The 16,450-nt window shown below is 35.5% G+C and carries 8 protein-coding genes; 3 read left to right on the forward strand and 5 right to left on the reverse strand.

Annotated features, from left to right (window positions below; translation table 11 throughout):
* The first annotated feature begins 1,092 nt into the window (after positions 1-1,092).
* Positions 1,093-3,243 carry a tetratricopeptide repeat protein gene (locus F6K15_RS28900; protein ID WP_293067803.1) on the forward strand — a complete coding sequence of 717 codons (2,151 nt, stop codon included), beginning with the start codon at positions 1,093-1,095 and terminating at the stop codon, positions 3,241-3,243.
* A 591-nt stretch (positions 3,244-3,834) separates the two neighbouring features.
* A complete protein-coding gene (locus tag F6K15_RS28905; RefSeq protein ID WP_293067806.1) occupies positions 3,835-4,521 on the forward strand; it encodes a response regulator transcription factor in 687 nt (228 codons plus the stop codon).
* 452 nt (positions 4,522-4,973) lie between these two features.
* Here F6K15_RS28905 and hemG read toward each other — a convergent pair whose 3' ends face one another.
* The 3 genes from hemG to F6K15_RS28920 form a co-directional block, all read right to left on the reverse strand.
* A complete protein-coding gene (gene hemG, locus F6K15_RS28910) occupies positions 4,974-6,410 on the reverse strand; it encodes a protoporphyrinogen oxidase (RefSeq protein ID WP_293067808.1) in 1,437 nt (478 codons plus the stop codon).
* Between the two features lie 360 nt (positions 6,411-6,770).
* Positions 6,771-6,995: a DUF2811 domain-containing protein gene (locus F6K15_RS28915; RefSeq protein WP_293067868.1), complete on the reverse strand. Its 225-nt coding sequence runs from the start codon at positions 6,993-6,995 to the stop codon at positions 6,771-6,773.
* A 712-nt stretch (positions 6,996-7,707) separates the two neighbouring features.
* On the reverse strand, positions 7,708-9,270 hold the full coding sequence (locus F6K15_RS28920) for a cryptochrome/photolyase family protein (protein ID WP_293067810.1): 1,563 nt from the start codon (positions 9,268-9,270) through the stop codon (positions 7,708-7,710).
* Positions 9,271-9,945: 675 nt separating this feature from the next.
* Here F6K15_RS28920 and F6K15_RS28925 point away from each other — a divergent pair.
* Complete coding sequence (locus F6K15_RS28925) at positions 9,946-12,066, forward strand: sensor histidine kinase (protein ID WP_293067813.1); 2,121 nt, start codon at positions 9,946-9,948, stop codon at positions 12,064-12,066.
* 930 nt (positions 12,067-12,996) lie between these two features.
* On the opposite strand, the gene F6K15_RS28930 is transcribed toward F6K15_RS28925, so the two are convergent.
* A complete protein-coding gene (locus F6K15_RS28930; RefSeq protein WP_293067815.1) occupies positions 12,997-14,004 on the reverse strand; it encodes a Gfo/Idh/MocA family protein in 1,008 nt (335 codons plus the stop codon).
* A 576-nt stretch (positions 14,005-14,580) separates the two neighbouring features.
* Positions 14,581-16,071 (reverse strand): SulP family inorganic anion transporter, encoded by a 1,491-nt coding sequence (locus F6K15_RS28935; protein ID WP_293067818.1) that lies wholly within the window; start codon positions 16,069-16,071, stop codon positions 14,581-14,583.
* Positions 16,072-16,450 lie beyond the last annotated feature (379 nt).

The raw sequence follows: 16,450 nt of genomic DNA on the forward strand, positions 1-16,450 counted from the left end.
TGGCGTCAGTGTTTCAGTGCTAAAGAAGTATATAGAAAATCAGGACGAACCACACACATAACGCCCGGCTTTCCCATACGACGCTCCCCTACGGGAGAGCGCGGGACTTCCCGCCGGGGGAGTTAAAATACTCAAATTATTTGTAACATTATTTTTTCAAATTGGTGGAACTTCCCAGAAAAATTATTCCTGACTTAGCTTGAGGAAATTGAAAAATTTAGCATCAATGATAATCAAGGTATAAGCAAGTATACAAAATTAATTACACATCTATATAAGCTGAATTATTGGAATTTTCAATATCTCATAGCATTAGAATAGGTAAATAATTTTGTTTAGTTACTTAATGATAGAAAAGGAAACCATATCACTCCAATTCAACCGGATTTTATCTAAAAACAAAAAATACAAGATAGAGAATAAAAGCATGGAAAGTTATTGAAAACTTAATAAATTTTGGGTTCGCTAAACTCATAAAAATATTTTTTGGGCTTTGACTTACCCATTAGACATCTCCGATAATAAAAAAGAAAATCAATTATCACACAGAAATTATCAATTATTTCCACTCCTGGGAGGGGGAGGGGCTAGGGGTGGGTTCTCTACTGCCTACTGCCTCTTTGATGGAGATGTCTATTAATAACCTCTAATCAATAGAAATTTAAAATTTAAACCAGATTTATTATCTCCTTCCTTCATACTTAATAATCTCCAATTATTTATATTTTATAATTATTGAATTAATATCAAACTAATAATGAAGTTGCAGAGAATAATATATTAATCAAAATTGAGTATAGCTCGATATAGACAAGTTAATAAATTTCATAATTCTGTGGTGCAACCTCATATAAAATTGGCATAACACCAAATTAATAAATTTTTGCTACAAATAGCTAGTGTCCCTACGCGGAAGTTAAAAGCGAGTGCGTAATTCTGAGGTCCCCTCAGAATGTAAGACGCACCCAAGACAGTCAATCATTTTTGATTTGTAATTGTTTTAGGATTTTGTAACTGGTCAGTTATTTCCGCCATCCTGCACTAGGATATAAGTCAAAATCATTTACATTCATTTACCCCCCTAATAGAACTGTGATAGACATTGGGTCCACAACAATTTCTCAATTGAACTGGCAAATCTATCAACGCTTGAAACAAGCTCTATCATTAAATCTACGTCGCCAAATTTTTATAGCTGTATGCGATAATCAACAACTAAGAAACAGCTTAGTAGAAAACTTAGAAGTAGATTTAACCAGTACTATCGACTACACAGAAAAAACGCAAAATAACAATAAAAATATTTTATTTGTTACTCTCAACTTAAATCTAAATAATCCTAATCCAGTAACTCAAATTAATCAATGGTTTACCGAAAATCCAGAATATCAAAAAACACAAGAATATCAAATATTAGGATTTCAAATTATTGGGGTAGAAAGCTTAACCAAACAACCTTCAACAGTTCAATGGTCATTTATTAGTAATCTGAAAAAAATAGAAACAAATCTATCTATCCTAGAATCCAGTATATTACTATGGATTAACCGACCTTGGCTCAATAGTATCAAACAGTCCGCCCCAGAATTTTGGCATTGGCACACAGGAATATTTGAATTTGAAGGAGACCCCACCCCAATAGCTCCTAGAAAAAATAAATCATCATTGCTAAATCAACAAACCTCTAAATCTTTCTTATCTCCAAAAATTAGCCCACCTTCCATCAATACTGTAAGACCATTAATGGCATTAGAACAAAAGTCTTACACTACTATTGATGTTGAATCAAAAAATCTGACAGTTCATCTTCTCCCCCCCGCTCCACAAAAATTACCAGAGTTACCCATTGGCCTTGACCAAGAACCGGAGAATACGCCACTGCCGAAGTGGGAATTAGTTGAACTAGCAAATTTAGTATGGTCAGAAATTTCTAGAAAGTCTGGTGAAGAAAAAACATCCCTAGAAAAACAACAGTTTCAAATACTCAAACAGATTCAAGATTTAAACAAGTCCAAATATCCATCTCCAGAACTAGCCATAGCTTATCAAGCTTTAGGGGACTTTCATCGCGATCGCGTCTTAGCAGGGGAAATATCAGAACAAAGTCTAATTATTGCCATTCGTGCTTATGAAATGGTAATTGACTGGACATTTCAAGATGCAGGAAATATGAGCCAATTTTCTCCATCCCAAATTCCCGTTCTTGACATTTTCAACGATCTTGCCACTCTTTACTGGATGTTATCTCGTCAAATCAAATCTAGTAAGTCTGATTCATTAGTTTATTTAGAGCGAAGTATTATTTTATATCAAATGGCCATAGGTGAGATTAACCCATCTCAGAAAGAGACTTATGCTAGATTACAAAAAAACTTAGGTCTAGCTTATGGAGATTTAGCTAATTATCAAGAAGCAGAAAATAATTGGGAAAAATCAGCTATGGCCTATCAAGAAGCAATCTTGTATTTAGATACAGTGACTTATACTCAAGATTATGCTTCGACCTTAAATAATTTAGGTGCAGCTTATTGGAATTTGGCTCAACATACTCAAGCAGTTGCCCATTTGCAAGGAGCAATTTCAGCTTATGGTGAAGCTATTGATTACTTTACACCAGAAATTGAACCTCTCAACTATGCCATGATTCAAAATAACTTAGGCATAGCTTATTGGAATTTAGCTCAATTTCAACAACAGCCATCAGAAACTTTGATGTTAAAAGCTGTTGATGCTTATTTAGAAGCTTTAAAATATCGAACCCCAGAAATTGCTCCCCTTGCTTGTGCTGCGACAAAAAATAACTTAGGTACTACTTATTGGCACTTGGCCAAGCAATTTGAGGAACATCAAATACGAAATCAACTTTTCCATCAAGCGATCGCTGCTTATTCCCAAGCGGTTAGTATAGCTCAACATTTTTCTCCTTCTCAGCTTACTTTTGATTTATTGGCCACTTATAATAATATTGGACTTGCTTATTATCAAATAGTTATAGAAGGCAAAATCACATCAGACAAAGATAGTCAAATGAGTAATTTAGAATCAGCTTTAGATTATCACTTACTGGCTTATACTGGTTGGCAACAAACTAATATTGACACAGTAGAAGGAAAGGAAACTACTGTGAATCATATTGTCAGAACTATTCGTATATTTTACAATAAGTATGGAATACAAGGGCAAAATTTAGCTCTTACCAAGATCCCTAGGGATTTGTTACCTAAAATTTTAGGTATGTTGTAGCCAAAAAAACATAAGTTATAGTATTATTACTGTTGAGGGATGAGATCTACAGGTTAGTCGATCATTGTTATCAACTCAGACTGAGAATTAAATAGGTACGCATGAAAAAGCCTAACTATATTAAATTTTGTAAACTAACTCCAAGCCACCACCTATAGTGGATTTGACGGTGAATTTACATTTTGTTACATAGCGACAAATTTTAACACCGACCTACTTAGTTTAAGTAAGTTACTTTCGCTATGATAGAATAGTCTAGACATATTTTAGTTATAGGTATTAGTAGTTGAGTTGTGCTATTACTATTACTAGAGTTAATACCTAACTATTAACCAAATTTCAACTTATCTAAAACAATTGCCTCAAGAAAAAAATTTAAGCTTTGTTCCTGATTTAGATGAAATAAATGACTATAATAAACTAATTTAGGTTTTAACTGATTGTTTAGATTTAATTATAGGCAATTATTAAAACCATACCTTAGTTTGAAAATAGAACAACTTTTCCACTTTTTTGTAAGAATATTGCTAATTCTTAATTGAGGAAAGCAATTTAATTATATCGTACTTAGTTTATCCTGATATTTATGTCATGGCCCCTGTAAAGATCCTTGCGGTTGATGACGACCCAGCCATCCGAACTTTAATTCATCGGTATTTGAGCCAACAAAACTATCAAGTAGAGTCTGCTGGAGATGGTAAAACAGCTATAGAATTATTCAATAAATTTTCACCAGACCTAGTAGTATTAGATGTAAACTTACCTGATACCACAGGGTTTCAACTTTGCAAAAAAATGCAAAGTAATACAAATGTATTTGTGCTAATGCTAACCAGTCTTGCAGATGAGGATAGTATATTATACGGTTTTAAAGAGGGTGCCGATGATTATATTACAAAACCTTTTGGTTTAGTAGAATTAGGCGCTCGTGTCGGAGCGATATTAAGACGTCAGAGATTAGTTTCTAGCTCACAGCCAGAAGGTCTACAATTAGGAAATCTGACAATTGACCCTCAGAGTAGAGAGGTTAAAATTAATGGAGAATTAATTGCTTTGACGGCCTTGGAATTTGATATATTACACTGTCTAGCAGGTAAACCTGGCCGTGCTTGGAAGCGGTCGGATTTAATCCAAGAAGTTTGGGATTATGAATATATGGGAGATGAGCGAGTCGTTGACGTGCATATTGGCCAAATACGCAAAAAGCTAGAGAATAATAATGACAATTCTCCAAAGATCAAAACTGTTAGAGGTATTGGCTATAAGCTTGATATTTGATTTCGATAATCATACATAAATTCAGTCAAGGAATAAAGATCGATTTGAACAAATAATATTACCAAAGGTGACATACTCCCACACTGTAATCTTTGATTCAGTGTGGGCTTGTTATCAACACCAGCTATTGCTTCGGTTACTCGATCAGCTTTACTACTGACGGGATGCCCTACCGCCAAATTTAAGTAGGGCTAGAGCAAAACTACGATCCTGAATATAACTTTTCTAACGAACACAATATAACTTCTGATTAAATATCAACGCAAAACATCAGTTTTTCAATTTTACCTTCACTGGCTGACCATTACATTTCAGCAATACCGATTTTTCCTACTGATATCATGTCTGCTTAATTATAGACCGAAAACTTTACTTTTTCTATTCCTTCTTGATTTCCTCCTGACTCCTGACTCCTAACTCCTGACTTCTGAGTCCTATCAAACTCTAAAATATCAAGTATGCAAACCTTGATAAATCTCAGTAGCTACTTCTGTGCCACGGCGAACACAATCTCCCAAAGCTATACCACCAGTATAATTACTGCACAGATATAAACCAGGCAAAGATTTTAAGCCATTATTAATCCGCTCCAATTTAGAATTATGGCCTAAATTATATTGAGGAATAGCACGAGACCATAAATGCACAGCGAGAACTTTTGGTTGTTCAGCATCCTGTTTTAACAGAGTTTGACAAAGGTCTTGATGTACCTGCTGCACTATTGCTTCACTATCTAAGTTCGCAATTTCCGGGTCTGTTGCACCCCCAATAAAATTAGTAAAAATTTGCCATCCTGGAGGTGTCCTACCAGAAAATAAAGTAGAAGACCAAATAGTACCAAGAGTCCGGATACCTTGACTTCTAGGAATCAAATTACCAAAGCCATCTATCTTAACCTTGATAGAAGTATCAGGATATGCCAAGACTACACAGGCAACAGTAGGATAATAAAACTCATTGAAGATAGAAGCAATTTCAGGCTGCAAAGTTTTGAATAATTCTGCACAAACATAAGCAGGAGTGGAAAGGGAAATAGTACGAGTTTCTATTTGCTCAGTACCATTAGGAGTAGAAAATTCTGCTATATAAGTTTGTTGCTCAGTCCTGCGAATACCAGTAAGATGCCAATTTAATTTAACTGCTTCTCCTAAAGAAGAGGCGATCGCTTTTGGTAATGCCTCCAAACCACCTCGAAAAGAACCCAATTCTCCAGTTTTAGTTTTAGGAATATTAGGGTCGGGAGCAACCTTGAACTTACGATTTTTTTTGGCAGACAGCAAAGCACCAGCTACAAGTCCACCACCTAAGTTAGCCATTCGAGCCACTTTAGCAAAAGCAGCAGTAGCACTCAGTTGACCAGGGTCTCCTGCATAAACACCAGAAACGAAAGGTTCCACCAGTCGCTGCATTACTTCAGGACCAAGATGTCTCTGGAAAAATTGAGATACAGTTTCTTCTCCTCCTTGCTCTGACAGATCGCCAATAGCAGGTGATACAAAACCCAAAGCACCAACCAAGGCGCGTAGCTTACCACCATCACTCAGTAACTTAGACTGTAGCATAGTTGTTGGACTCATGGGCACTGGTAATAATTGTCCATTCCAATAAACATAGCGAGGAAGTTTGCGATCGGCAAAAACTAGCTCCTGTTTTAGGCCAACATCTACAGCCAACTTTAACAATTCTGGTGTGGGAGAAAAACTATTTGGCCCTTCTTCCCAAAGAAAGTCTCCTAAAGAAACTGTTGTGATATTTCCCCCCACTCGATTTTGGCTTTCAGCAACTAAAATCTTTAAGGGGGAATTATTACTTAATTTTGTCAGTGCATGGGCTAAAGTTAACCCACTAATACCTGCGCCAACAACTAAGACATCTAAAACTTCAGTCATTATTTTTCCTAAAAATTTAGTTCTACTATTTAGTATTCAAGCCTAGCTTGGTCATGTAAACTACTTTAGTTTCAAAGTGTGATGCTTTTAGCTCAATTCTGATTTAATTAAGGTAGTGGAAAAAATGTTTCAGATTTGCATTAGTTGAAAATAGTGCAAACTTATTTCATCTTCCTTCTGATGTAAGCATTTCTTGCGGAATGCTTACATTCTTATTTCAAAATTATTTTCTAGTATCGAACTTTGAAATAGCTCTGCTCTGAAGCAGAGCTTAATCCATACATATAAAAATTTAGTAATTTAGAATACATTAGTATGAGCAGCAAAGATAGGTTCAATATCTGTACCACCAAATGCTGCTTATACATGATGTTGGAAAAGAGTTTCTAGGTAAACTCTAGCAGCTTGCCGATAACAAAGAGATGTTTCTGGTGTACTGCTATCTCCATTCTGTAACAAGAATAGTGACAAAGCTGCTGAAAATACACGGTCTTGATCCCAGTCAGGGTGGGTTTCTAAGTAGGTTTTAAGAGATTCATGGAGTGCTTCAGGAATTTCGGCCAGAATACTAACGCTTAGGTTCATGTTTAAGTAAGATTCTCTGTATATTTTTTCTTCTTCATAGTCCCTAGTTATGGCCACAAGCCACTGACTTTGAACTACTAATGTCGCACTATTGTGTACTAAGGAGGGGTATGGTTGTCAATGTAGAGAAATGTTACAGCAGACTTTCAACAAATAAAAGATTTACGAAATAATCAGTATTTAGGGTCACTTTTTGTTATAAAACTTTATAAAAATCGACTAATATGAAGCTGTTTACTCCCCACTGAACAAAATCCCCAATTCAGTTGCAAGAGTATGATGATGTCGTTGAGGCCTGTGGAAAACCCTGTTTAATCTGTGGAAAACATTAAACTTGCTTGTGGAAATGCTGTGGAATCTATGTGGAAAATTATGGCAAAAAATAAGAATTCTGAACTCTTTGCTAAAGTCAAATTTTAAAAGTCAAAAGTCATATATAGCAGGGAACAGGGAACAGGGAACATTGGCAAAAGCTTATCCCTGTATCAGGTTCATCATCAATATAAGTCCTAACCAACTCGTTCCTTGCTATAGAAAGCTTTTATCAAAATAATTGGGTCGCGCAACCCCACCTTTTAAAGCGAAATATTTTTGGAGAGTTGCTCAAATCTCCGTTACAAAAATAACTTCTGACTGAAATGAAGTGTGTCTTACATTCTGAGGGGACCTCAGAATTACACACTCGCTTCTGACTTGGGGACTTCTGACTTCGTTATTCCCTATTCCCTATTCCCTGACTTCTGCAAGAAGTCTTTTGAGAATGCCATTTTTCTGCTTTGAGATGAATGTTTTCTAATTCTTCAGAATCCATTTTATCTAAGTTAGCTAACACAAAGTTCATACGACCCTGGGATTTAAGTTTATCCCGATGTCTGGCCAGAAAATCCCAATAGAAATAATTAAATGGACAAGCTGGTGAATTATTACCCTTGTGTTGAGGTGGTGTAACTCGAAGTTTCCAGTTGTAAACACAGTCTTTACAATAATCGCTCATTTTGTTGATGTAATTTGCAGAAGCAGCATAAGGTTTTGATGCCAGGATACCTCCATCAGCAAATAATCCCATTCCCAGGACATTAGTTTGCATAACCCAATCATAAGCATCAATAAATGCAGCATGAAACCAATTTTCTACCTCTTGAGGAGAAATACCAGAAATTAAAGCAAAATTACTCAATACCATTAAACGCTGAATATGATGAGCATAACCTGTATTTTGTACTTGAATTAGAACTTGATGTAAACAATTCATATCTGTTTTATTAGCATCCCAGAAAAACTCTGGAAGTGGTTGATTATGGTTAAACCAATTAGACTGAGAATATTCATCATCCATGAGCAAATAAACACCTCGCATATATTCTCGCCAACCTAAAATTTGCCGAATAAAACCTTCTACACTATTTAGTTTTAATTGTTGATTTTGATAAGCTGACTCTACTTTTTTAATTACTTCTAAAGGATGTAACAAACCAAGATTAATATAGGGAGAAAGCAGAGAATGCCATAAGGTTTCTTCTCCTGTTACCATAGCATCTTGATAATCACCAAAATTAGGCAAACTATTTTGAATAAAATTGTCTAGTACTTGCAGTGCTTGTTGACGAGTTACCGCCCAACGAAAAGACTCTATTTCTCCATATTTAGTAAAATTCAAATTTTTAACTTTATTAATAACTTCTCTAGTAATTTCATCTGGTTTAAACCATAAATTTTTTGGTGTATTTAATTTGCCTTTGGGGTATTTACGGTTTTCTTTGTCAAAATTCCATTTTTCTCCTACAGGTTTATTTTGATTCATTAAAATTTTCAAACGTTTACGTCCTTCTCGATAAAAATCTTCCATTAATAAGCGTTTTCTATTTCTAGCCCATGCTTGAAATTCTGTTTCATGCCAAATAAACAAATTATTAGGAATTATTTTAATATCGCAGGGAATTTGGAGATTTTTAATGACTTCAATAAAAGGTTTATCATTGGGTTTAATTACCCGTAATTCAGTAATTTGATTAGTTTCTATCCAGTGTTTAAGTGGTGTTTCAAAATCTGTGGATTTTGTGTGTGTAACTTGCCAACCTGCTTGAAGCAACTCAACAGCAAAATGACGCATGGCTGACCAAATTAATACCAATTTTTGCTGATGATATGGTCTAACTTGGATATATTCTAAGGATTCAATAATAATCACAAAAATGTTATCTTTTTCAGTACAACTTTGAAGAGCTGCTTGATTAATATTGATTTGGTCTCCTAAGACCCAGATTCCTATATTCATAAGTACAGTTTGTTGAGTTGTTGAGTTTTAAATTTTTAGAGATGTTTTTAAGGATATTAAAAATAATGAGTATCAAATATATGTATTGAATAATTTATCAAAATACTTGTAAAAATATAATTTTATAAACAAGGGATTTAAAGTTAACAAAAAAATGATGTTTACCAGAGTATTAAGATTAATTATCAACAAGCAATTATACAAAAAATAAATTAAAATTCTATTTCTAGAGGTACGCGCTCAAATCTTATTTTGTACCTACCTGTTCTCATTGTTTCTCTTTATTTGATTCTTCTTTATTGACTTCTCAGTTTTACTGTATGGTAGCTAACAAAGAGATATTTTATAATAAGTATAACTACATATAAAAAAAATCCATTAACAAGTTCTAGCATATATAACTTGAAATGTAAGTAGTTATGCGATGAAAGTAAATTTGTATTAATGGCAGAATATCACAGGTTTTTGAGTTTAGAACTTTATATTGTCTAGGCAATATTATCAAATGCGGTATACCATGGAAGAGTTAATAAATAAAAAACTCAAATCAAATTAACTGAATTCTGATAAATTCTATATTCATAGACAATAATTATAGTTTTCGGAGATTCTCAGAAGTCAAAACACAAATAATTGTCAAAATTGTTGCAAGTTGCAGCTTAAGTAAAAAATCTTATGATGAAGCAAGTTCAATCCTCCTTTCGTAGGATTCTGCTGTCGCGAATTTTACTAATTACTGTACCCGTATTAATACTGGGGCAGTATGTTATCTACAGAAAAGCACGTTCTACACTTCTAGACACTGCTCGTCAAAATCTGACAGAAAGCGCAGACAGAAAGGCCGAAGATATTCAACAATGGGCTAAATCTTTAGAATCTAATCTAGTTAATGCTAGCGAAAGTTATGTATTTCAATCTGGTCAAACTCAAGAGTATCAAAAATATGTTGAGCAGTTATACCAAATGTTACCAACTCAGGTAAGATGCGTTCAATTGAGTAACTTACAAACTTCTGAGATTATAGCTAATACTTGTGATGATCAATCAATAAATTCTCCATCGCTAAGTATGTGGCCTCCGCAGCAGAGACAGCTAGTTAAAGAGATATCTAATGTTAAAATAAATTATATATGGCCAGAACAGTTCAACTCAGATAGTTTCTCAAGTGATAATACGGTTACTCAGAAAAAACAAGTTAGCTTAGGTTTGAGTGTACCAGTGTATGTTGCTGAAGGTAGTGAAAGACAATTGCGTTATGCTTTAAGCATTAAGTCAGATTTACCAATGCAAACAAATCGCAGAAGAGGTTCACTGACTGGTTCAACTGTAGTGATTGACTATCAAGGTACAATATTAGCTAGTCCAAATCCTGATAGAGTAGGGGGTAATATTTCTGATGGACCAGATGCAGAAAGACTCAAAAGTATTATCAGAAATGCACAGGAAGGTAGAAAAGATTTTCTCCACATATTCTCTTTTGAAGAAATAGATGTTTCAAAAAATAATAAGAGTAGTCCTCTGAGAGAATTTATTGATGAATTTAAAAAGATATTACCTGAATTATTGGGACTCAAATTATCAGCAGATGATGAATTTTTAGTAGGATATGCACCAACTTCTAGTCCTGTAGACCGTGATGACGCTCGAAAATGGATTGTTTTAGCTATTACACCTATAGACTTTGCTTTATCCGGTCTTAGAGAAGTTCAAAAAGTTCTAATTATTATGATTTTTGGCTTAGTTGCTGCTAGTGTTATAGCAACTATTTATTTGGCTCGTGATTTAGCTCGTCCTTTGGAAAAACTGAGAGATTATGCTCTTGCTGTCAATGATTTAGACTCTCCCAATAAAGTACCTAGAAGTCGAAGAATTCGTGAATTTCATCAATTAGCAATTGCATTAGAGAGTATGGTATATAGACTTAAAAGGTGGGCAGATAAATTAGAAGTAACTTCTAAAGAAGCTCAAGTTGCTAACCAGTTAAAAAGTGAATTTTTGGCTAATATTTCACATGAATTAAGAACTCCTCTCAATGGAATTATTGGCTCTATTCAATTGATTTATGATGGATTTTGTGACACGAAAGAAGAAGAAATGGAGTTTTTGAAACAAGCTAATGATTCTGCTATTCATTTACTAAGAATTATTGATGATATCTTAGATATTCGTAGAATTGATTCAGGAACTTTATCAATCTATTTTACAGATGTCGATATTGGTAAATTATTACACGAAACAATAGATTCATTTAGACAAGATATTGCACAAAAATCTTTATTATTAAAACTAAATATTCCTGAACAACTAATAATTGTTAACGCTGACCAAGAAAAGTTGAAGCAGGTGTTTAAAAATGTTATAAGTAATGCAATTAAGTTTACGGAAAAAGGCAGTATTAATATTTATATTAGCCAAGAAAACAATAGCTCAAATTTTGCTGGAAATACAAATAATTTATCTGATAATTATGGTAGGAAAGAAAATCAGGTTTTAGTTAAGATTGAAGATACGGGAATTGGTATTAGTCCAGAACAACAAGATAAATTATTTCAGCCTTTTGTGATGGTAGATGGTACAAAAACTCGTAAGTTTGGAGGAAATGGATTAGGATTAGCTATTTCTCGCGGTCTGATGGAAATGATGAATGGCAGTATTAGTCTCTATAGTGAGGGAATAGACCGAGGAACTACAGTTGATATTATTATACCAATCAAGGAAAAACAAAGTATTCAAAATGAAATTCAATTAAATTCTCAGAGTGAATTAAACATTGCAGAAAGAAGAATGAATTATTAATACCAATTTTATCGGCTGCACAGAATTAGGTGTTAGGTCGTAGGTCGTAGGTGTTGGATCTTATACCAATTTTATCTGAAGTGGTACAGAATTATCAAATTTATTAACTTGTCTATCTCGATCTACAGTCAACTCTAATTAGGGTTTGCGCTTCACTAGTCTTTTAGTAGGGCTAGGAGACAGGAGACAGGAGACAGGAGACAACCCACCCCTAGCCCCTCCCAGGAGGCAGGGTCTATTTATTGTCACGCCTAGAAAAAAGGAAGAGGGGGGAGAGGGGGGAGAGGGGGAAGAGGGGGAAGCACAGGAACTCAAAAAAATATAGGGTTGTAAATATTCTCGCTACGACAAATAATTAGCCCAGGGGAGATGGGGAGATTTGTATATTTGCACAATTAAATGTATTTCTGATGAATATTCTCGCTACGACAAAGAATTAGCCCTGCTCCTAGGAGGGGAGAAATGGCTCGGGAGCGAGGAAGTAGCAGTAACAATTGTAAGAATGATTTTTCTGCCCAACTATGCGCCTAAAATACGCTCCTAGCATGAGCGTTTTAGACGTGATACCAGGGACTTTTTCAAGGCTCCAAAAAGGCTAAACTCTTTATATGTCAATACTTTGATATTTAATCAGCAAGCCCTAATTAATATCTTATTCTATGCAGCTTCATATTAATTTGGTATAAAACAGCAAAAAATTATTAACTTAATAAATATTTGTAGCAAACATTTATTAAACTGGTATAATACTAAGCGTGAAAAAAGAATGCTTAACTTAGGTGAAACTTTAATTATTAAGTAATTAACACAGGCAGAATGACATTTTTGATAATTAGCACGCCAGTAGCTTATTAATTATTCTAATGTTTACTTCTCCCCTACTACCTCACTCCCCTACTCCCCTACTCAAAAAAATTTAGCAAACATTTATTAAACTGGTATTACTTTTCCTCCTTGCTCAAGAGAATCATTTAAAGCACATAAGATTCCCACTAATTCAGCACCCACCCAACCAGAAGAAATTTGTGAAGCAGTATTCTGACGAATACAATTTAAAAATTCATTGCATACTTGGCCTAAAGGTTCAGCTTTGGCGATCGCTAAAACTTCCCGACTGACATCTACTGCTTTCCAGCGATTATTTTGTTCTTCTAAATGACCATGCTGAATAACTAAAGGTGCATCTGTAGACATTTCATCGAAAATCAATGTTCCTTCAGTACCTACTACTCCTAAACGACGTTGTTTATCAGGATTTAGCCAACATAAATGTAAAAAAGCTTGAAAACCACTAGGATAAGTTAGTTTAGCCATCACTAAATCTGATTGTGGGGGTTGTTGAGGTAGCCAAACCGTACCATTTGCTTGTACCTCCACAGGTTTTTGATGGAGCCAATTGTTCAAAATACAGATATCGTGAATTGCTAAATCCCAGAGAGCATCTACATCTGGACGAACAGGTTCAATATGAGTGCGTGTAGCATACCCATAGCGTAACTCTCCTAATTTACCTTCTGCTACAATAGCTTGACCACTTTGGACAACTGGATTAAATAAATAAGTATGATCGATAAAAAGTTGACGTTGTTGTTGTTCGGCTAATTTGCATAATTCCACTGACTCTGAATATTCAAGAGTCAAAGGTTTTTCCGAAAGAACATGATAGCTTTTTTTGAGAGCAGCACTAATAATTTCGTAGTGAGTGGAAGCAGGAGTAGCGATCGCCACTGCTTCTATTCCTGGTAACTCTAAAGCTTTTGTCCAATCTTCTAATAATACGATATTTTGGTCCAATTGCAAGCGTTTTTGAACTGCTTGTAACTGTTCTAGGTTAGGGTCTACTATGGCGACAACACGAGATTGAGGATGATTGCAGAAGTTACGAATTAGGTGAGTTCCCCAACGACCTGCACCAAATATAGCAATTCTTATTTCCATTAGTTTTGATGTAAAAATATAGCTATTTTGATCGGAGTTTTTTTCACCCTATCATATTGAGGATAATATGGCAATTATAGGAATTCCCATGCTGATGAGGCAGCGAATTTCTTGCTCAGGACTTACGCAAATTTACCTTGAAAAGATCATCTGTAGGGGCGTTTGCGGAGCATGACCTTAGGAAATGGCATTCGCCCTCACTGGATTTAGTGTCGGTGCATAAGTCCTGTTAGTTTTAGGGAACAGGGAACAGAGAATAGGGAATAGAATACAAGTTATACCAAATTAATATGAAGCTGCATAGAATAATATCTCGATCAGGGTTGATATCATGTCCGCTGGTATCGTTTGTGTAAACTCAAGAGTGAATATCTAAGTTTTTTTTCTTGCTCTTAAGTATTCCTGCCAGATGAGCTGTTGCCAGATGAGCTGTTGCCTACCTTTACTATACAAGACCGATGCTACCGGACATGATATTAGATAGCGAGGGCGAATACTATATATAATATATAGCAAGGGCGAATGCCATTCGCCCCTACAGATGGTGGTTTAAAAGTCAATTTGCGTAAGTCCTGTCTAATGAATAACCCGTCCCTCTTTAAAAATTGTTTGTTTACTAGAATGAGTAGTCAAACGGTCTAATAAAGTTGCACTCGCCTCATTCAACCCAATTAAATGTACTTTAATACCCCGTCTGCGAAAACGTAGTACAACTTTATCTACTGCATCTACAGCAGATTGATCCCATAAATGAGCATGAGTTAGGTCAATAGTTACAGACTCCAGATGTTCGCGAAAATCAAAGGTATTGAGAAAATTTTCCACAGAAACAAAAAAGATTTGACCATTAACGCTGTAAATACGTTCAACACCATTTTCTTTTAAATAAGAGTCAACGAAAATCAACGCAGCAATTTTACGACTGAAGAAAATTGCACTCAACGCTACTCCAACAACTACTCCAATAGCTAAGTTATGAGTCAAAACTGTCATAAACACAGTTGTCATCATCACTGCTGTTTCACTCTTGGGAACTCGACGAAGATTGCGAATAGAATCCCAATGGAAGGTACTGATAGAGACCATAATCATCACTGCAACCAAGGCCGCCATTGGAATACGTGCTACCCAATCATTTAGCAGAATAATACAAACAAACAGAAAAATACCTGCACTCAGAGACGAGAGTCGCGTCCTTCCACCAGACCCAATATTAATCATAGACTGACCGATCATCGCACATCCAGCCATTCCACCAAAACATCCGGCGACAATATTAGCAATTCCTTGTCCTACTGCTTCCTGATTTTTATCGCTAGAAGTATCGGTGAGGTCATCAATAACATTAGCTGTTAAGAATGATTCTAGTAACCCCACTAAAGAAAGTGCTAAAGCATAAGGCAAAATAATATCAAGGGTTTCAAAGTTGAGCGGTACTATTGGTAGGGCAAAACTGGGTAGAGTATCGGGCAATGTTCCCATGTCTCCTACAGTGGGTATGTCTAATCCCGTAGTTAGTGCGAACCCAGTGATGACAACAATAGCAACTAAAGGAGAAGGTATTGCTTTAGTGATGCGAGGCAACCCGTAAATAATGACTAATCCTGCTGCTACCATTATATAAACCCAGATAGAAGCATCTTCAAATTGAGTTAGTTGAGCATCAAAAATTAATATTGCCAGAGCATTGACAAATCCTAACATTACTGCTCTAGGAACAAATCTCATTTGATTTCCTAACTTAATCCATCCTAGAAAAATTTGCAGGATACCTGTGAGAATAGTGGTTGCGAATAGATAATTTAAACCATAATCTTTAACTAAGCTTGTCATCAGCAACGCCATAGCTCCGGTTGCTGCGGAAATCATTCCTGGTCGCCCACCTAAAAAAGCTGTCACAATAGCAATACAAAATGAGGCATACAACCCTACTTTCGGATCGACACCAGCAATAATAGAAAAACCAATGGCTTCAGGAATTAAGGCTAAGGCGACTACAGCGCCTGCTAATAAATCTTTTTGGACATTGGAAAACCAGGCTTGTTTTGTTAATATATCTTTTTTCATTTTCCCCATTTCTAGCACAATAACAGTTGAAATAGCAGTCAGCGGTCAGCGGTCAGCGGTCAGCTAGCCTCCTGCGGAGGAACTTTGTTAACAGCTTCTCAAGGTGTATAATGGGGATTTTAATCCACCATCAAAGGCGCACCACTAATTTTTCAAATATAGTGAGGGACGCCTAACTCTTGGATTTTTAGCTGTTAACGCAGTTTCTCTGCAAGAGGCTAGCTAAATGCTGTTTGCGCAGCATTCCGGAACGGAAAATCTAATAGCTAGTTAATACTTTTCTCTGGAAGTCAGAGGCACATTTTGCTCCGCGACGAGTCTACAGTTAGGCGTGGTATGTTAACATCATTCATCATATCCCTAAGTAAATTAGGTAAAG

The sequence above is a fragment of the Okeania sp. SIO2B3 genome, from assembly GCF_010672525.1.
Taxonomy (GTDB): domain Bacteria; phylum Cyanobacteriota; class Cyanobacteriia; order Cyanobacteriales; family Microcoleaceae; genus Okeania.